General features: G+C 33.4%; 15 protein-coding genes and 2 pseudogenes. 14 read left to right on the top strand and 3 right to left on the bottom strand.

The window, feature by feature from the left end; translation table 11 throughout:
- Nucleotides 1-72 precede the first annotated feature (72 nt).
- The gene (locus ATHE_RS00305) at nt 73-612 is read left to right on the top strand and encodes a hypothetical protein (protein ID WP_015906706.1); all 540 of its coding nucleotides are present in this window, start codon (nt 73-75) and stop codon (nt 610-612) included.
- Nucleotides 613-680: 68 nt separating this feature from the next.
- Here ATHE_RS00305 and ATHE_RS00310 read toward each other — a convergent pair whose 3' ends face one another.
- The 3 genes from ATHE_RS00310 to ATHE_RS00320 form a co-directional block, all read right to left on the bottom strand.
- Nucleotides 681-1226 carry a macro domain-containing protein gene (locus tag ATHE_RS00310; protein ID WP_015906707.1) on the bottom strand — a complete coding sequence of 182 codons (546 nt, stop codon included), beginning with the start codon at nt 1224-1226 and terminating at the stop codon, nt 681-683.
- Between the two features lie 19 nt (nt 1227-1245).
- Nucleotides 1246-1626, bottom strand: coding sequence for a hypothetical protein (locus ATHE_RS00315; RefSeq protein WP_041726932.1), 381 nt, complete (start codon nt 1624-1626; stop codon nt 1246-1248).
- Nucleotides 1627-1748: 122 nt separating this feature from the next.
- Nucleotides 1749-2042 (bottom strand): hypothetical protein, encoded by a 294-nt coding sequence (locus tag ATHE_RS00320; protein ID WP_041726934.1) that lies wholly within the window; start codon nt 2040-2042, stop codon nt 1749-1751.
- A 518-nt stretch (nt 2043-2560) separates the two neighbouring features.
- On the opposite strand from ATHE_RS00320, the gene ATHE_RS00325 reads away from it, so the two are divergent.
- The 13 genes and pseudogenes from ATHE_RS00325 (at nt 2561) to ATHE_RS00385 (ending at nt 19406) form a co-directional block, all read left to right on the top strand.
- Entirely contained in the window at nt 2561-3199 is a 639-nt protein-coding gene (locus ATHE_RS00325) for a hypothetical protein (protein ID WP_015906709.1), read from the top strand.
- A 113-nt stretch (nt 3200-3312) separates the two neighbouring features.
- Complete coding sequence (locus tag ATHE_RS00330; protein ID WP_015906710.1) at nt 3313-4284, top strand: hypothetical protein; 972 nt, start codon at nt 3313-3315, stop codon at nt 4282-4284.
- 39 nt (nt 4285-4323) lie between these two features.
- Nucleotides 4324-5241, top strand: coding sequence for a CPBP family intramembrane glutamic endopeptidase (locus tag ATHE_RS00335; RefSeq protein WP_015906711.1), 918 nt, complete (start codon nt 4324-4326; stop codon nt 5239-5241).
- A gap of 61 nt (nt 5242-5302) precedes the next feature.
- A complete protein-coding gene (locus ATHE_RS00340) occupies nt 5303-5596 on the top strand; it encodes a hypothetical protein (protein ID WP_015906712.1) in 294 nt (97 codons plus the stop codon).
- Between the two features lie 206 nt (nt 5597-5802).
- A pseudogene (locus tag ATHE_RS00345) lies at nt 5803-6751 on the top strand (transposase).
- Nucleotides 6752-6874: 123 nt separating this feature from the next.
- Nucleotides 6875-7102 carry a hypothetical protein gene (locus tag ATHE_RS00350; protein WP_231503210.1) on the top strand — a complete coding sequence of 76 codons (228 nt, stop codon included), beginning with the start codon at nt 6875-6877 and terminating at the stop codon, nt 7100-7102.
- A gap of 439 nt (nt 7103-7541) precedes the next feature.
- A complete protein-coding gene (locus ATHE_RS00355; RefSeq protein WP_015906714.1) occupies nt 7542-8123 on the top strand; it encodes a hypothetical protein in 582 nt (193 codons plus the stop codon).
- A gap of 114 nt (nt 8124-8237) precedes the next feature.
- Nucleotides 8238-9224 carry a hypothetical protein gene (locus ATHE_RS00360; protein WP_231503211.1) on the top strand — a complete coding sequence of 329 codons (987 nt, stop codon included), beginning with the start codon at nt 8238-8240 and terminating at the stop codon, nt 9222-9224.
- Nucleotides 9225-9295: 71 nt separating this feature from the next.
- Nucleotides 9296-10246 (top strand): CPBP family intramembrane glutamic endopeptidase, encoded by a 951-nt coding sequence (locus ATHE_RS00365; RefSeq protein ID WP_015906716.1) that lies wholly within the window; start codon nt 9296-9298, stop codon nt 10244-10246.
- 84 nt (nt 10247-10330) lie between these two features.
- Nucleotides 10331-10905: pseudogene (locus ATHE_RS00370) on the top strand (IS607 family transposase).
- Entirely contained in the window at nt 10871-12409 is a 1539-nt protein-coding gene (locus ATHE_RS00375; RefSeq protein ID WP_015906717.1) for an IS200/IS605 family accessory protein TnpB-related protein, read from the top strand. Before ATHE_RS00370 ends, ATHE_RS00375 begins: the two are co-directional and overlap by 35 nt.
- Nucleotides 12410-12480: 71 nt before the next feature.
- Nucleotides 12481-17613, top strand: a complete 5133-nt coding sequence (locus tag ATHE_RS00380; RefSeq protein WP_015906718.1) for an S-layer homology domain-containing protein — start codon at nt 12481-12483, stop codon at nt 17611-17613.
- Nucleotides 17614-17780: 167 nt separating this feature from the next.
- On the top strand, nt 17781-19406 hold the full coding sequence (locus ATHE_RS00385) for a CTP synthase (protein ID WP_015906719.1): 1626 nt from the start codon (nt 17781-17783) through the stop codon (nt 19404-19406).
- The last annotated feature ends 11 nt before the right edge of the window (nt 19407-19417 follow it).

Genomic DNA, 19417 nt, shown 5'->3' on the forward strand with positions numbered 1-19417 from the left:
GTAGTTGGTTGAATTTCTATAATGTTATTTGATAGAATTTATAGAGGAAAATATTTTGGAGGTTATTTACTTATGTCAGAAAGAGAAATGTTAGAAAAGATTATCTTGGGCATTGAGGAACTAAAAAACGATGTAAAAGAGGTAAAAGTTAGGCTTGACAGAGTAGAAGAAAGGCTTGACAGAGTTGAAGAAAGGCTTGACAAAGTGGAAGAGAGGCTTGATAAGCTTGAAGTGAGACTTAGCAGTCTTGAAGATGGTTTTGGCAGGCTTGAGAAAAGGGTTAGTGACCTTGAACAGAAAGTATATGCCTTAGAAAATGAAATTTCTACTGTCAAAAATGATATCAGAAATATGCAGACAGAAATGCAAAGTTTAAAACAGGCTATATTAGAAAATACAGGTTGTATAGATACACTTTTCAATGCTTTTGGAGGAGTTATACAATTTAAAGCAGATATAGAGAATTTTAGGAGTGACGTAAATAAATTCAAAAATGAAACCTCAACTAAAATAGAAAATCTTGTTGAAGTTACCAATAAAATAAAAGAAGAGTATGGCAGACATGATATTGATCTTAGAATTATGAAAGAAAAAATAGGAATTTTGATATAAATTACATAATAATGAATTTTTGTATTTTACTAAAAAAGGGGCAATCCAAGGTTAAGTGCCCCTTTTAATTATTTTCCAAGCAAGTTTTTATAGTACTCTTCAAAATATCCGTAAGTCTCATCATCAAATAAACAAAACACAACCTTTTCAATGCTTGTCTTTATACTGCTTAGAAAATCAACAGCAGTATCAATCAAAATCTTTGCGCATCTGTCCTTCGGAAATCCGAATATGCCGCTTGATACAGCAGGAAATGCAATGCTTTTTAGGTTATAAAGATGAGCAAGGTAGAGACTATTGTAAATTGCCATAGATAGCTTTTCATCCTCATTGCCTTCACCGTAAATTGGACCGACTGTATGTATTACAAACTTGCAAGGCAGCCTATATGCATTTGTAATAACAGCATGGCCTGTTGGAAGCATTCCAATCTTTTTTATAATCTCATCAGACTCTTTTTGAATCTCAATGCCACCTGCTTTTACAATTGCAAGAGCAACCCCACCACCGTGGCGCAGGTGGCTGTTTGCTGCATTTACAATTACATCAACATTTTCTTTTGTGATATCGCCTTTTTTGATAGCGATTTTTTGGAAAATTTCTTTCGTAGACAATTTATTTTCACCCCAAACTTTAAGAATTTTTCTGTTGAGTTGGCTGCTGAGCTTTGTTTTTGCTTAAAATTTCGTCAAACACAGTTTTTGTGTCAATGCCAAATTTTTCTAAAGAAGAAAGAATGCTCAGGCAAACGGTAACTTGGGTAAAAAGGCTTGCAGCAAGTAATTTTCCGCAATCAGTGGTTGGGAAAGAGCAATATTCTTCTAAATATCTTTTTATATCTTGAGATACACTATCGTAAACTTGAACAAGCTCGTCAAACGATTTTTTTTCGGGAAAAATCTTTATAGGAGGCTTTTTCTTTTTAAAAAGAATTAGAGGTACTACTTTATTATAAGTTATTATAAGTCCCATGCCAGCCAAAAGTCCAGAGATTAAGATTAAACTGACCTTCAAGCAATCACGTCCTTTCAAAAATTATTATACATCAAATTTATAAAACGTATCAAAGTTTTAAATGTTACATTTAATTTACTTTCACCCCCTTTTCCTTTGGTATTTCATTTACTTACGGCTTTTTATACCCTGATTGGTTTTACAGGCATTGTTGTTCTGCCGTTTAGGACAAACCTGTCGTGCTGAAAAAGGGATTTGAACAGGAAGGGAAGGTCGTAAAACTTTCTTTGAAAATGAGGCTTATCTTTGTAGTGATGTAAGTAAAAAGGTTTTTTTGATTCTTGTACATATTCAATGAGCCATTCATCACAGACTGTTCTTACTCTAACAAGATTTGAATGTATCTCATAACACTTAAAGCCATATTCTTGAGCCAGCCTTGTTGCCTCTTGAAAAAGCCAACCATTCTGGCTCAAAGCTGTAATCACACTCCATTATCAGAATTATATTTTCTTAATTAGCTCTATTTTCTTTTCAATCTGCATGCAAAATATAATTATATTCTTCACCAGAATTTTTCAAAGGCCAATTTTTATGCGAAGTTAGTAAAACTATTCTTAAACCAGTTTTTCAAAATAGCAGCTTATAACTTCTTAAAAAAACCATTTGAAAAAGAGAAAAACAGAGATAAAAAGAGAAAATTGAAGAAAACATAAGAAAACATCAAGTTTTCCCTGAAAAAATCGCGATTTTGGAAAAAAAAAAAAGAGATTGACATGCTTATAAAAGGAATAGTAAAATTTTGCATGTAACTGATTTGCCAGAACAGGGTTAATTTAAATGAAAAGCTAATAAGATAAGCAAAGATATGCAAATGACCAGTTAAGAAAAAAGCAGAATGAAGAGGGGCAACAACCCTCTTTGTAAAACCTTTGGCGCCAATGGGGTAGAGGGGTTGCAATAAAAAACAAAGAAGATGGAGGGGTGTGTGAGCATGTTTAAAAAAGCTTTGAGTATTTTGTTAATTTTTGCGTGTGTACTTAGTTTTAGTGTAGTATTTGCAGATGAGGTGCAGCCAGATGTAGGTAGTTCAGCAACATCGGCTTTGATTCAGGCAGGGCAAACTGTAAATAGTAGTGTTTATAATGATTTAACAAAATATAACTATATTCCAATTCCAATAATGATACCTCAAGTTGAAGTTTTTATAGACAAAATAAAGACAGTATCTTTTCAAGATCCTTGGATTCCAGCAGGAGGACATGTAAATGTTAGCAATAAGCCTATGATATATACATTTACTATTTCTCGGACTTTTTCAATAGAAAACGACTCTGATATTAGTTTTGATTGGAAGCAAATTTCGGCTAAATTTGGAATTAAAGTGTCAGGAACAGTTGAGATCAAAAAAGAAATTAAGGTAGACATAAAACCAAATGAACAAATATTTATAGATATTGCACCTATAGGAAAAAATCATTATTTTAAAATAACAAAAGTTTACAAAAAATTTATTTACAGTTTACCAAATACTTCAGAGTGTAATGGGAATTGGATAATTGAAAAAGTAGAACAAGGAACGGCGTGGATAAAAGAGCCACAAGATTTTATTACAAGAACAAGAAGTAATTAGTATAAATCCTATAAAGAGAGGACTGTTATATAAAAGACAGTCCTCTCTTTTGACTATAGTAGTTTGCAATAAATGGTTAAAGATTAGAAACAGATGAGGAGATGATTAAGCTTATGAAAAGCTTTCTTGTGAAAAGAATTGTTTTGTTAATATTTTTTTTATTTTTTCTTGTTAATGTTTTTGTATCTGCAAAAGACGAAAGTATTCATGAAAAAATTTATTTTTTCAACTTATATAGTAACAGCATATATTTTTTAAGAACTGTGGCAAATATCCAAGGAGATGCTTTTTGGGGAGTTGATATAAAGGATAGTATAAAAGGAAAGTATACAAGTAAATTTCAATATCCTGATATTGAAATTGCAATTGTTTGTTCACAAAGGCTATTTAATGGTTTAAGATTTATTAGTTTAAAAACAGAAGACGGAAAAGAGTTTAAGATTAGAGATGTAAAACTTTTGGTTAAAAAGCCTTTTGTTAATTCAGCAAATTATTATTTATTTGCAATTTATTTACCATCAAATGAAATACCTAAAGGTACTTTTATATTTGAGAAGTTAAAATGCTCAATCAAAGGGAAAATTTACGAAGTAAATGCTCTTAAATGTTATGTAGACGTACAAAAAGCAAAAACATATGATTGGAAAATGACGGAACTAAGAAGTGGGCTCAGATTCAATGAAAAAGGGGAAAGTTTAGAAGATGTATTGTCTGATGATAGAAAAAAATATATTGGAGACGAAACCATTTGTACTATTAAAAACGTAAGTAGCAAAAAAATAAAAATTTTAAAGATAGAAGTACCTGAAGAAGTATATCCTTCTGTTTCTGTGTCAGTACTTTCAAATAAATCATTGATTAAACCTGATGAAGAAATAAAGATAAGAATTTTTGTTCCAAAGGAATATGCTCAAGAATACCATATAATCACTGTATCTCCAAAAATAGTTTATAAGTATGAAGATGATAACAAAAGTTATAGAGTGAGTCACCCATTATCTTTTACTGATAATAAAACGCCAGTTTATCCGATTGAAAAACCGCAGTGTTTTTTTATGAAAGCCTGTAGAATAAATGTACATTGAAAAAAGTTAAAAGTGAATAAGTACTTTGGAGGTATTAAAATGATAGAAAAAATAAAAGGGAAATTTTCAGAGAATACATGGAATGCAACAATTGTTGGTATAGTAATATTCTGTTTATTTGCATTTAGAAGAGCAGATACGTACATAAATAACTATATTGGGAAATTGTCATTTTTCAATTCAAGTCAAAATGTTTCTTTAGTGTACTTGAATAAATTATTGATTGCTCTTATTAGTTATCTTCCATTTACTTTTTTTACTTTTTTGATACTTGGCTTAATGTTATTATTTACTGCAGGAAAACACAAATTAATACAATTATCAATAGAAATATATAATAGATACAAAACAAAATACTTTTTATTTCTTTTACTTGAAGGCTTTTTTGGAGTAATTATATTGTGTTACAGTGTAATTTTATTTCCAATGCAAAAAAGTATAAAAATTGATTTAGTTAATTATCAACTTACTTCCTCATGGATGAAAGAAAGTGGTTGTTTAAATGTTTTTTATTTTATAGGTATTTTTATATTTGCTTTTATTGAAGAGACAATTTATAGAGTAGTAATTTACCATGTTTTTTCTTCGGTTACATTTAGAGTGTTTTCAGCGATTCTAACCTCAACTTTATTTGCCTTTTATCATGATTATTCAATTTATAATGGTATATTTATTATAAGAAATATTATAACTTCATTATTTCTCATATATGCTTTAGAAAAAACTAAAAGTATATGGTGGTCAGTTGGGGCTCATTTTGGATTAAATGCATTTTTATTTGATGTAGTTACAACAGTAGAGGAACAAAAAAAGCTTGCTATAGCCATAATATTTGTATTTTTGCTATACATGGTACTGGATTATTTAATCATTAAATATTTCAAAAGAAGGGAAGTTGACAATACTAATAACAAAAAGATTACAAAGTCTTTAGAAAAAAGTGTTGATATACGGTGATTAAAAAATATTAATGACAAGAAATAAATTAGTTTAATAGAAAACAAAAAGAGGTTTTTCAATGAAAAAAGGATTAAGAATTTTCCTGGTATTTTTTACATTATTATTAGTAACCATTTTAACTATTAAAATGATGTCGTCAAAATCTTTGAAAACTGAAAGCAGAAATGTTAAAGAATATGCCGAAGTAGTTCCTTTTGAATTAAATAGTTTGTCGAAGCGGGAGCAATTGCTGTTTGATATTCTCAATTGTGAAGAGAAAAAGTCATTTAAGATCTATCTAAATAAACTGAGGTCTCAGCATTTAATAGTTTGGACTGAGGAATATGCCAATGGTAAAAAATGGGTGGGATAATTATGAGTAAAATAGTAAAGGATTCAAATGAAATTGAGGCAGGGATTTTAAATTTAAAAAATGATAGATATATTATGTATAGATATAGGTTGTTGAATAAAAGAAATTAACATAAAAGATAATAAATAGATATATAAAAAACCATCCTCCTTGAGATAAAATTATAGGAAGAGAAGACAAAAAACACATAACAAAGGAGGATGGTAATGACTAATTTTATTAAAACACAAAATCAAAAATTTTTAAAGATACTTATGACAGTTGAGAAAGTAATAAAAGCCATGGGATTAAAGATAAAAAGCAGCAGAAGTAAAAGACCAAAGAAGTTTAAGTTAAGCCATATAATAGCTTGTTTTGTTTACAAAGTCAAAAACAAGATAAACAGCTTCAGGGAATTAGAATACAAGATAAACGAAGATGAAGAATTTAAAAAAGCTATAGGGATAGAGAAGAGCTTTTGACATTTCATATTTTTCGAAATGGGCAAAGGTAATTGAAGAAGAATATATAGAAGAAATAGCAAGAATTTTAGCAAGAAGAATAGAACCGCAGACAAAAATTTGTGCTATAGATTCTACCCCTTTGAGAAGTTCGAGGGGTGACAAAGAAGCAGGAACAGGAGTATGTATTAGTTTAGGTTTTTACAATGGATATAAATTACATGTAATAGCAACAATTGGAGATGAGGTTATACCAATAGTATGGTGGTTGACACGTGCAAATGTCCATGACAGTAGAGTAGTAGAACTTTTGTATTGATCTAAGATATTTGGCTTGATGTGATATTAGCGGATGCAGGTTATGATTGTGTAAAGTGCTTTGAGGTGGCAGATAAACTTGAGATAAAGTTTGTAGCGGCGGTAAATAAGAGAAATAGTAAGGATTTCGGTAATGTAAAAAATATTTTGAGGATAAAGAATATAGAATTTTTAGGAAGTGAAGAAGGGCAAAGGTTGTATAAGCAAAGGACAAAAATTGAAAGATTATTTGGGAAATTAGAAGGAGAATACAATTTAGAACAAGTAAGGTTAAGAGGTTTTAGAACATATAAGAGGCATGTAGAGGTGAATAATGATTACTTATTTGATAGAGGTCTATATTCAAAAAATTGAAAACTGCAAATTTTCTTTTAAAAACACGAGGAATAATTTATAGTTCTATATAATAACATTAATGGTATAATTATTTATTCAACAACTTATTATGTATAGATATTATGTATAGAATAGAATTGATAGAAACGGTACTTCAAGAATTGAACCAATAAAAATATTAGCATTGTCAAGAAAAGACGACAGAATAATAACTGCATCAACAGCAAAGGTTAAAAATGACCAATCCTTTGATTTGCTTTTGATGGTTGAAGGGGCAAAAAATAAAAACAGCAGTCTGGTAATAACTGAATTTAATTATCTTGAATGTGATAGTAAATATTTAGAACAGCTTGCCAAAAAGTATATGCATGTTTTTATTGTAGCAGCAAAGTTAACTAATAAGTTGAAATAGCAAAAATCCAAATAAAAACTTTTAAATAAGACTAAACTGAATTTGATGTTTTTAGGTAATAAAATTATAAAATTGTGAGACATCTGAGTACCTTACTAAAAATATATTTTCATTTAAAAACAGCAAAAAAACAGAGGTAAAAAGAGAAAATTGAAGAAAACATAAGAAAACATCAAGTTTTCCCTGAAAAAATCGCGATTTTGGAAAAAAAAGAGATTGACATGCTTATAAAAGGAATAGTAAAATTTTGCATGTAACTGAGTTGCCAGAACAGGGTTAATTTAAATGAAAAGCTAATAAGATAAGCAAAGATATGCAAATGACCAGTTAAGAAAAAAGCAGAATGAAGAGGGGCAACAACCCTCTTTGTAAAACCTTTGGCGCCAATGGGGTAGAGGGGTTGCAATAAAAAACAAAGAAGATGGAGGGGTGTGTGAGCATGTTTAAAAAAGCTTTGAGTATTTTGTTAATTTTTGCGTGTGTACTTAGTTTTAGTGTAGTATTTGCAGATGAGGTGCAGTCAAGTGGTAGCTCTTCGACGTCATCGGTGGTTTCACAAATAAAACAGGCAACAATGGGCGAAACTGTGGGTGACAGTGTTTATGATATTACACAATATAAGTGGTTTTGGGATTCAATTAAAGTTGTAAGAACGAAGACAGTTTCTTTTCGAGACCCTTGGAAACGTATTTTCTCTTACAGAAATGATACGCCTAATGAAGTAACAGTAACAATAACCCAGACATATACAGTTACAAATTCATGGGGTGGTAATGTTACGCTTTCACCGCAAGTAATTCAAGCACAATTAGGGGTGAATGTTAGTGCTTCCGTGACAAGAACATATACAAATACAGTGGCAATACCACCTAACACAACATTTTATCTTGAAGCTGCAGGTGAAGGAAGCAATATTTATTATGATGTATATATCCCGCATGCATTTGATTCTGGTTACGACTATGTAGGTTCTGGATGGGTTAAAAACTATACAGGTATTGCATTTTGGGGACATTATTAATTATTAATCTTTGAATTGTAAACCTTTAAATGCTATTCAATAAGGGCTGCTGAGCAAAAAAATAAGCAGCCCTTATTTAAAAATACAAGTAAACAGAGAGAGGAGATTAAATAAATGATGAATTTTTTTTTAAAACAAAGAATAACACTTTTCATTTTCACAATTCTGTTTTTAATCAACATAACAATATCATCTATAAAAGGCATTGCTTCTGAAAAAGTGGTTTTCTTCCATTTAGGTAAAGATAAAGCATATATATTGAAAACCATAGCTAATATTCGGGGAGATATAGAATCAATTGTAAAGAGTGGATACATTCCTTTGGGAACAGAGAGTATGCAAACAGTTTCAAAAGGTAGATATGAGTATCCAAGCTTGAGAGTTGGTGTTGTGGCAACAGAAGAGATTATAAAAAAACTTAAGTTCACAATGTTAGAGGGTGCAAATAATAGTAAGGTTAAGATAAATAAAGTTCAAATTGAATCAAAGAAACCGTTTATAATAGGTGGTTTTAATTATTATCTTTTTAACCTTTATTTATCAGTAGATGATCTACAGAAAGGGATTTATATATTTAACAAACTTAAATATACATTAAATGGGAAAACAGAAGGAAAAGAAATTTTGTGCTATGTAGAAGTTACCAAAGAGAGTGACAATTATGATTTTTTATGGGTTGGGGGTTATCAACAACAAAAATTTGTAGCTAATCAAAGTGTGGAAGAGATAATAAATAATAGAGAGAAGGGGTACTTAGGTGAAGAATGGGATTATGTTTTTGAAAATGCCACAGATAAAAATCTAAAGGTGATAAAAATAGATGTGCCTTCTAAAATATATCCTACAGTTAAAATTCAAATGACAGACAATATACCTTCAGGTGGATATTTACTAAAACCAAAAGAGAAAATAGAGTTTAAAATTTTCATACCTAAGAATTACCCTGAAGTTTATCATGTTTTAACATTATCTCCCAGAATACTCTACCAAAAAGAAAATGAAAAATACTTGAAAATAGCTTATCCTGATACCTCGACAGGGATAGATTGTTACAAAGCAATTGACAACCCTGAAAATTTAACAAAAAAAGTTGCTAAATGAAGGTTAACAAATTATAGATGATAACAGATAAAGAGAAGTGTTTAAAATCAATTTGAAAGGAGACAAATTATATGTTAGAAAATGGAATAAAATTAAAAAACAAAATCGCGCAAAATGTTTTAATAATTATTATTGCTATTATTGCGGGTATTGCTTTAATAATATGTCAGATTATTAACAGACAATATATAGAAAAATTTCTAAGAGAACTTTTGAGAGTACCATCAATTATTGGTGGTCCTGATATAACCACAAATTTTAAGGTTACTGTAGATGAATTCTTGGGTTACATTTTTAATTTTTTGATGGCTTTTATCATATTAAGTTTAACTGTAGTCTTTTATAAAAGGAAAGAGGGGCTAAAAGATTTTTATAACGATTTAACAAAAATTTATAAGACTAAATTTTTCTTTCTTCTTTTTTTAGAAGGTATAGTTATAACGTTGGTTCTAACCTATATTGTAGTGATGTTTCCTATAAAAAGCGATATAAAGGTAAACTTAAGCAAATTGCAACTTTATATTATGTGGGCTAAAGGCAGTGCATATGCAAATATTTTTTGGCTAATACAAATGCTTATAACAGCAATAATGGAAGAGTCAATTTTCAGAGGAATAATTTATAAAGGATTTTCAAAAATAACGACAAAGTTATGGTCAGCAATGATTACATCTATAATTTTTGCTCTTTACCACATATACCCTTTCGAAACAGGAGTTTTAATGCTAAGAAATGTAATAATTTCACTTCTGCTTATTTACATGCTGGAAAAAACTAAAACAATATGGTGGTCAGTTGGTATACATTTTGGTTTTAATGCCTTATTATTTGAGGAAGTATCTTCAAAAGAAGGTCATATTCAATTGGCATTTGGAATTATAATAGTATTTTCAGCTTATATAATTTTGGATTATTTAATTCAACAATATTACAGTAAAAGAGATCAAAAAGATGATATATTAGGAAGTGAATTAAAAGATAAAGAAAAGGAAGAAGAAAGCGCAGTGGAATATTTAAGTTAATATTTGAGAATATAAGCAAAGTGGAGGTCACAACAGTTGAAAATAACAATGCAAAAAGGTATAATTTTGACCAGGTGATATTGAATGTTGCTAAGTGTGCAAAAAGTTAAAGAGATATATTCTATCTGCCGAAGAACACTAATAAACTGGGAGAAGGAAGGGTTAATAACACCTCTCAGGACACCGAAGGGAAGGAGAAGGTATAAAAAAGAAGACATAGAAAAACTACTTGGCATGATAAAGGAAAAACCAAAACCAACCGTTGTTTTGTATGCAAGAGTCTCCACTAAAAAGCAAGAAGAGTACCTTAAAAACCAAATTAGAAGACTTGAGGAATACGCAAAGTCTCAAGGTTGGCAGTATGAAGTTATATCTGAAATAGCCAGCAAAGTAGATGAAAACAGGAGAGGACTATTAAAACTTTTGAACAAAATCAAAAGAGGAGAAGTTACAAAATTGGATTTAAATATCTTAAGTTTTTCATGGAGAGCTTTGGGGTAGAACTGGTAGTGTTAAATGGCAGAGAAAATGAAGAAGATATAAACAGAGAACTGGCAGAGGACTTAATAGCGATAGTAACATCTTTTGCAGCGAGGATTTATGGACAAAGAGGTGCTAAAAGACATGGTAACAGTTCAGGCGAAGTTAGTGTTCGATAGAGAGGAAGACAAAAAGGCAGTATTAGATCTTATGAGAAGATGGTCCTCTTGTATGAGGTATGCATATAAGAGACTACTGGAAAGGCATAAAAGGAATGAACTCAAAAGAGAGCTGCAAGGAATTTTTAATCTTAATTCCCGATACGTTGATGATGCAATAATGAAAGCAAACAGTGTTTTAAACTCATGCAAAGAAAGAGGAGAAAATCCTGAAAAGGTCATTTTTGGTGGTAGGCAACTTTTTGAAAAACTAAAGAGGCGGCACATAAACGGCAAGGTATATAGGAAACTTCAACGAGAGTGGCAGGAGAAAAGGAAGGGGAATCTGTACTCAAGAGGAGACAGGAGCAAAAAGGGGAATCTCAATACAAGGATTGAGATAGACGGGAACTTCACAAAACTCAGGATTAACGTAGGAAAAAGAGAGTACGTATATGCGACGATACAAGCTGGATGGAAGATGAAAGGTAAGACATACATGGATAGGAACCTACTGCTACAAGCAATAAGCAGCTCTAGGGGACCTTATTCTGTAGAACTGAAACTCAAAAACGGTGTAGTATATGCCTACTTCACCGTTGAAGAAGTTTTCCCCAAGCCTGCGATAACGAGAGCAAATGGAGTTATAGGGATAGACACTAACGCATATCCAAAGAATGTTGCATGGGTAGAAACAGATGAGCACGGACAGTTTCTGGGATATGGCAGAATACCACTTGAGAAGCTTGAGAGTGGAAGCTCAAGCAAGAGAGAGTATTACAGGTGGCAGTATGCACACATGATAGTACAAATGGCGAAAGAGAAGCAAAAAGCGATAGTGATTGAGAACCTTAGCATACAGGACAGGGGCAGAAGAGGCGACTTTTCAGGTAGAAAATCAAGACGGATAAGGCACTATTTTGGGTACAGGTCACTTTTGGAGAAGGTAAAACTTCTGGCAAAGCGTGAAGGGATAGAGGTTATAGAAGTAGACCCGGCGTATACTTCTGTGATAGGGATGTTGAAGTATGCACCGCAGTATATGGTAAGCAAGGATATTGCGGCAGCGTATGTAATAGCGCGAAGAGGACTTGGCTTGAGAGAAAGGATACCGCACAATTATATGCTGCTTCTTAGTAGGCTTGATGTAAACAACCTGGAAGAGCTAAAAGAGTATGTAAGGAAGGTAGTCAAGAACAAACATCTGAGGAAAAAACAACTCAAAACGATAGATAGAGCGATAAAGTTTTTACAAAGCTCTGGGAGTGAGCCAGGGAGGCTATCCGTGCCTCTGGATGGAACAAGCGCGGGTAGTCGTGGCAAAAAACACAATCCCTGGCAAGTTCTTAGGGTAGCGGTGGTAACGCCACTCTCCCCTGACAGAGTCCTGCGTGATATGTCTGTCTTGAAATCGCTTTTGATTTCAGGGCAAGTGGGGAAGACCTGTAAGGGCGTAAGTTCCTGTTTCTTGGGGCAGGGGCTATGGCTTTCCCAAATACCGCCTGCTGGGGCTGGGAAAGCCTGAAAGGCGGACTACAAATACCCCAGCCGCCAATACTGTGCAATTTTGCACAGTTTGGTTGACCAGGAAGGAGATTGAATTCAAAGAAAGCTTTTAGACTGCTATCATGGGTAGTGATAATATCTTTTGTATTGGGTTTTATAAACCCAGCTGTTTTTGCAAAAGGTTTTAAAGACACATCAAATCACTGGGCAAAAGATGTAATTGAGAGATGGGCAAATACATACAATGTGGCAAATGGTTATTCTGATGGCACTTTTAAACCCTCAAATGCTATTACAAGGGCTGAATTTGCTCAGCTTGTGAGCAGAGTAATTGGTGAGGCTTTAGTCAGGTCTGAAATTAACTTTAAGGATGTAAAAGAAAATGATTGGTTTTACTCAGCCGTCAAAAATCTTGCTGATTATATAAGTGGGTATCCAGATGGTACATTTAAACCAAAGAACAGTATAACAAGAGAAGAAGCAGCATGTATTTTGGCAAAGGTATTTGGTATTGACAAATCACAGAGCAATGTTCTTTCGAAGTTTTCTGATTATAAACAAGTGTCAGAGTGGGCAAAAGAGTATTTAGCAGCTATGGTTGAAAATGGATATATTAATGGCTATAAAGATAAAACATTAAGACCTAAAAATTACATTACAAAAGCTGAGGCACTGACTATTTTAGATAACATTGTTGGGCTTTTGTTATCAAAAAAGGGTATGTATGTAGGAAGAGAAGTCAAGGGAAATTTAATTATAAGTGCACCTTATGTTAGTGTGTCAGGATTTAATGTAAGTAAAAATTGCTTGATAACAGAAGGAGTAAAAGATGGAAATGTTACAATTACTAATACGCAGGTAGACGGTAATATCATTGTTCGTGGCGGAGGAGAACACAGTGTCGTTTTGAAAAATGTCAAAGCTTCTGCAGTTATAGTTGTGAACAAACAAGCAGCTACAAAAGTAAATATTAGTGGAAATTCAAAGATAGATAAGGTTGTAATTGAAAAGCCAGCTAATATTTTAGTTGAGAAGACTGCAGAAGTGAACACAGTGGATATCAGAGCTGACAGAACAATTTTTAAGGCAGAAGGCAAAATAGAGAGGATAGCAGTAAATGCAAAAGATGTAAAAGTAAATGATAAGGAGGTCCAGCAAGGCGCTATACTAACAATTACTAATACCAATGAAAATGAGAAAAAGACTCAATCTACAAATACCAATACTTCGCAGGAGTCAACACAAAATGAAACTACGTCTCAAACATCTAATAATACTTCAAGTGTGCAAACAAATACTGGAACATCAACTGGAAATATATCTTCAGGCACTTCAACTGGTGGCTATACAGGTGGAGGAAGTGTATATAGTGGCGGTTCTTCGGGTTCTGGAACAAGTGTCCAATATGGACCTGTAAGTAGAGTAGAGGTTGACAAAGAAACCATCCCTATTGGTCAGAACGTCCAAGTAACAGTTACAGTGAAGGATGCAGCGGGGAATTTATTGCCAAACAAGGTTGTAAGGATTGAAGGACAGGCTGCTTATACAAATTCCTTAGGTAGTGCAACATTTACTTTATCAGTTCAGGATAGCAAAGAAATAGTTATAAATGTAGATGGCAATGACTATTATGGTCTTTTGTACGCAATTAAACCAACTGAAGGAGTTTTGACATTTAAGTTAAAGACGGCAAGTGGTAACTTTTTAAGTGGATTTAATGTGAAACTAGTAAATCAAGCTAAGCAATTTTCTGAGTTAAAGTCTGCCACAGCTGAACAAGTGTCATTCATTGTACCAGCAGTTGATGGATACAAAGCTTTAATATGGTCATATGATAGTCAAAATGGGCTTATATATACCATCTTAGATAATCTGTCAGTTGGAAACGGTATTGTGAGACTTGTTGCAGACACAACATTACCAAATTATGTACAAGCTACACTAGATTTTAGCATAAATAACCAACCCCTCAATAACTATGAGTTTTCAATTATCAATAGCTCAAAATCTAATACTTTTTCAATTGATGATGTAAAGCTAAATATTTCTTCAAATCAGCTTAAAATTACAGCAGATGCGGGCAGTTATTCAATCAAGGTAGCAAAAGATACTCAGGATGGTAAGCTATATTTTATGAGAGATTTTAATCTCCAACAGTCAGGACAAGCTTTTTCATTTAATTTCAGCTCTTTTAAAAGAGTTATATTTAATTTTTCTGGTATTGGCACTTTACAAAAGAGTGTATCTGTAAAATTAAATGGTAGCTGGTTTGAACTCTCCGGGGAAAATGATATATATCTGCAAAGAGGAGTTTATAACCTGGAAGAAGTTTTTATAAAGACATACGATGAGAACAGTAAAGAGGTTGATTATTCATATAAGGTGCCAGCAGGCAGTAGTCCAATTGTAGTTGATGCGACAGGAAGTAACGAAGAGTGCTCTGTGAATGTAGACCTTTCAATAGATAATGTCTCAAGCAGTGTATATGCTACTAATATAGATGGAAATGAATTTGCTTCTATAAAGGCAGGTTCACTTATAGATTTTGTAGTGGTTTTAAAGACGAAAAGTGGGCTGAACTTAGCTTTGTTAAAGCCATCTGAAAAGATGTCAGATACAGCACCATTGTTTAAAGCAAGTGATATTGTGGCATACATATCAAGTGGAAATGTACAGAATAATATTGAACTTCTTTGTACATCGGTAGAAGATAATAATATTTCGCATGTACTCGGATATTTGCCAAGGAATCTTCAAGATGGTACTGTTAGCGTAGAATTTACGGCAGAAATAGGTTTGCTTTATGGAAGCTCTATTACAAGCAGTATTTCGCTTTCTATAGACAATCAAAATGGTGACAGTAGAGGTTATGTATATCCACAAAATACAACTACAAGTGCTGTATACTTTGTATGTGATAAAATTGACAGTGGAGCAAGTGACTTTTTAGCACTTAGTCTTCCGGCAAGTGAAACTTGTGACGTCAATCTTATTGCCAACAAAATATATTTTGAACTCATGACAGAAAGACCGCTTACTTTTGAATACGGATTGAATGGAATGTTTGGACTGAGCTTTAATCTCACCAGTGAAAACCTCTACATGATATGGCCTGTTTATCTTTTCAGCAAAGACGAGGGTCTTACAAGAAGACAAGCTGTTGAACAAAAGTCCTTGCAAATAGTATCTACAGTTGTAGACCAAACTTACAATGACTATGATAAAGTTTTAGGTTTGCATGACTGGCTTGTTTTGCACACCCAGTACGATTTGGAAGGGTATCTTAACAACAACATACCTTATGAGTCACATACAGCTTATGGTGCACTAATTAATGGTATTGCAGTTTGCAACGGTTATGCAACAGCTATGCTTGCGCTTTTAGAGGATGCAGGTATAGACTCAAAAGAGATCTATGGTATGGCAGGTGTAGGTAATTCAAAAGAAGCCCATGCATGGAACATGGTAAGCTTAGAAAATAATTGGTATCATTTAGATGCAACATGGGATGACCCAGACTGGGGCAATTATGTTGAACATGCCTTTTTCAATGTTCCAGATAGTAAAATTGAGTTAACGCATGATTGGGAAAGAAACCTTTATCCTGCTGCTACAGCTATAGATTACAGCTATGGTAACTATTACAATGTAGAAACCATTCCACAGGATGTTTATTACAACGAAGACAATATTGTAACAATAGTTGTCAAAAACTATAAAGGTGAACTACAAGCCAATAAACTTATTACAATAACGAAATTTAACCAAGCAGGAGTTGAAGATATTGTATTTACTGGCTATACTTCTGCTGATGGTACAATAACATTCAATTTAAAGCCTACTGAGATGATATCTTACCAGATTTATATAACCTCTTTTATGGAAGACAAAGGATACATTAAAGTTGTTGAAAAACTGAAGCCGGTGACATTAAGTTTAAATATTGACAATCAACCAATTGATGAATTTTATATCTCAGATGGTTTGAACTTCTTGAAAGTCACGGGTGGTCAGCGACAGGTTGGACTTAGCAGGTGGCGCGAGAATGATCTAATTTTCTATGGTTTAGGTTTTGTAATAAAGAAAAGTTTAACATTTGACAGCTATGACCCGATCCAACTTACAGTTTGTAACGATGCATACGATTCTTATGTACTTTTAAGTGTGTATAACAGTGCTTATGCAGTTGTCGGTGCAGACGTTTATGTGATTGACAAAGATACCTTCAAGGAGCTGTTTGTAGGCAGCACAGACTCAGAAGGAAATCTTCCGCTTGTTCTTACAAACGGAGAATACATTTTAAAAGTTGCTAATTATAATTCAGAAACAAATTCTCAAGATTTTTACTATTCGATTTTACAGGTAACACAAGATAGTGTAACTTCAATTGATTTGTCTCAGTTTAATCAGATTCAATATATACCAGGATTTACCGAAGGCGGCGTTGGAATGGGAGACAAGCTGTTACTTGGTTTCGACTTTGACTATGATGGAAAATTTGTTGTGTCATCGATGGGGCACTCGAGAAAGGCTTATTTTGCACCGGGTGATTATGGTTGGGTATGGATTTTGGCCCATAACCCGTATGATATAGAAGATAATGTTGCTACATCATTAGTGTATAAACCTTTGCAAAAACTAATTATTCCAGAAGGTACGCTTCAGCAATATACTGTTGATTTGAGAGTTGACAGAAGCAAAATAGTCTTGAACTGTGAACGTCGACCAGAAGGAAGCTGGGATTTTCTTCCAACAACGCTTGATATGGTATATGAAAAGGATGACATTATAATTGATATTTATATTCCAACCAATAGTCAGAGCTACGTTGTGGGTGGGGATACTGTACCTCAGCAGCTTATAGAAAATAATGGAGATATGCATATTATGTGGATGGGTATTGCTGGCATTTATCCAATTAGAACGTATACTATTTCAAATAGTACTCCATATGAATTGTTTACAGGACATCTTGGTTTTATTGACAATACTAATAGTTGGCGTATAATTGTACTTGATGTAGTAGGTGATCTAAATTCAACATTTAGAATAGTATTACCACTATCACCGTATGACATTGATGTTATTATCGACAAAGAAATTACAATTTACCCACTTACTGCAGGATCAGGTGGTTTGCGAAAAGAGTCATATATTCAAAAGGCTAAGATTTACAATCAAATAATCAACACACAGCTTATTAAAAAAGAGAATAAAAAATAACTGAAAAATGGCTATCCTCTGGACAGGATCAAGAGGATAGCCTTATTTTTGTATTTCAAACAAAATAACCCCATTGATAACCTCATATAAATAAATTAAAATATTAAAGTTAAAATACATATGGCTAAAAAATAAATTAACATAGATTGCCGGAGGTCATCTTAGAAATGGAAAAACAAGTCAAATACATCTTTGTCACAGGCGGGGTAGTGTCCGGGCTTGGCAAAGGAATCACTGCAGCATCAATTGGAAGGCTATTAAAAGCGCGGGGCTTAAAAGTTACCATGCAAAAGTTTGACCCATATATAAACGTTGACCCTGGAACTATGAGTCCTTACCAGCACGGAGAGGTGTTTGTCACAGACGATGGCGCTGAGACAGACTTAGACCTTGGTCACTATGAAAGGTTTATCGATGAGAACCTCACAAAAAACAGCAATGTCACAACAGGAAAGATTTACTGGTCTGTAATCCAAAGGGAGCGACGTGGCGACTTTCTTGGTGGCACTGTACAGGTAATCCCTCACATTACAAATGAAATTAAAGAGAGAATCTACAGGCTTGGTAAGAGCAACTCCACAGATGTTGTTATAACAGAAATTGGTGGGACTGTTGGCGATATTGAAAGCCTTCCGTTTTTAGAGGCTATAAGACAGGTTGCAACAGACATTGGAAAAGAAAATGTTCTGTATGTTCATGTAACTCTTGTTCCTTACCTATCAAAGTCAGGAGAACTTAAAACAAAACCAACACAGCACTCTGTAAAAGAGCTTAGATCAATAGGTATTCAGCCGGATATTATTGTTTGCAGAACAGAAAAGCCACTTTCACAGGAACTTAAGGCAAAGATTGCCTTGTTTTGTAATTTAAAGCCTGAATATGTAATTCAAAATATTGATGCAGAAAGCCTGTATGAAGTGCCTTTGATGCTTGAAAAAGAAGGGCTTGGGGAGATTATATGCGAAAAGCTTGGATTTGTCTGCACAAAACCAGACTTATCTGACTGGATTGAGATAGTGGAAAAAGAAAAAAATCTCAAAAAGAGTGTCAGAATTGCGCTTGTTGGAAAGTATGTTGAGCTTCATGATGCATATCTCTCTGTTGCGGAGGCACTAAAACATGCGGGAATTGCAAATGATAGCTATGTTGAGATTCTATGGACAAACGCAGAGGAAGTCACTTACGACAATGCGCACGAAAAACTTAAAAGTGCAGACGGAATTTTAGTGCCGGGCGGATTTGGTGACAGGGGTATTGAGGGTAAGATTGCAGCCATAAGGTATGCAAGAGAAAACAAAATTCCGTTTTTTGGAATATGCCTTGGAATGCAATGTGCTGTAATTGAGTTTGCAAGAAATGTGCTTGGGCTTGAAAGAGCAAACTCAACAGAGTTTGATGAAGCAACACCATATCCTGTGATTGACATCATGCCAGAGCAAAAGGACGTATTCACAAAAGGCGGCACTATGCGTCTTGGACTTTATCCGTGTAAGCTTGAAGAAGGTACTCTTGCCCACAGAATTTACAACGATGAGCTTGTATATGAAAGGCACAGACACAGGTATGAGTTTAATAATGAATACAAGGAAAAATTCAAGCAAGCCGGCATGGTATTTTCAGGAATATCACCGGACAGAAGGCTTGTAGAGATAATAGAGCTGAAAGACCATCCATGGTTTTTGGGTGTGCAATTTCATCCTGAGTTCAAGTCGCGCCCGCAAAGACCTCATCCAATTTTTACAGATTTTATAAGAGCATCACTTGAGAATAGACAGAAAAAAGAGGGGATTTAATAACTTTTTTA

This window comes from Caldicellulosiruptor bescii DSM 6725 (genome assembly GCF_000022325.1).
Lineage (GTDB): Bacteria > Bacillota > Thermoanaerobacteria > Caldicellulosiruptorales > Caldicellulosiruptoraceae > Caldicellulosiruptor > Caldicellulosiruptor bescii.

What these genes read in the sequence shown, in the direction of transcription:
- ATHE_RS00305 (WP_015906706.1), top strand. Translation starts at nt 73, where the DNA reads ATGTCAGAAAGAGAAATGTTAGAAAAGATTATCTTGGGCATTGAGGAA.
- ATHE_RS00325 (WP_015906709.1), top strand. Translation starts at nt 2,561, where the DNA reads ATGTTTAAAAAAGCTTTGAGTATTTTGTTAATTTTTGCGTGTGTACTT.
- ATHE_RS00330 (WP_015906710.1), top strand. Translation starts at nt 3,313, where the DNA reads ATGAAAAGCTTTCTTGTGAAAAGAATTGTTTTGTTAATATTTTTTTTA.
- ATHE_RS00335 (WP_015906711.1), top strand. Translation starts at nt 4,324, where the DNA reads ATGATAGAAAAAATAAAAGGGAAATTTTCAGAGAATACATGGAATGCA.
- ATHE_RS00340 (WP_015906712.1), top strand. Translation starts at nt 5,303, where the DNA reads ATGAAAAAAGGATTAAGAATTTTCCTGGTATTTTTTACATTATTATTA.
- ATHE_RS00355 (WP_015906714.1), top strand. Translation starts at nt 7,542, where the DNA reads ATGTTTAAAAAAGCTTTGAGTATTTTGTTAATTTTTGCGTGTGTACTT.
- ATHE_RS00360 (WP_231503211.1), top strand. Translation starts at nt 8,238, where the DNA reads ATGATGAATTTTTTTTTAAAACAAAGAATAACACTTTTCATTTTCACA.
- ATHE_RS00365 (WP_015906716.1), top strand. Translation starts at nt 9,296, where the DNA reads ATGTTAGAAAATGGAATAAAATTAAAAAACAAAATCGCGCAAAATGTT.
- ATHE_RS00375 (WP_015906717.1), top strand. Translation starts at nt 10,871, where the DNA reads ATGGTAACAGTTCAGGCGAAGTTAGTGTTCGATAGAGAGGAAGACAAA.
- ATHE_RS00385 (WP_015906719.1), top strand. Translation starts at nt 17,781, where the DNA reads ATGGAAAAACAAGTCAAATACATCTTTGTCACAGGCGGGGTAGTGTCC.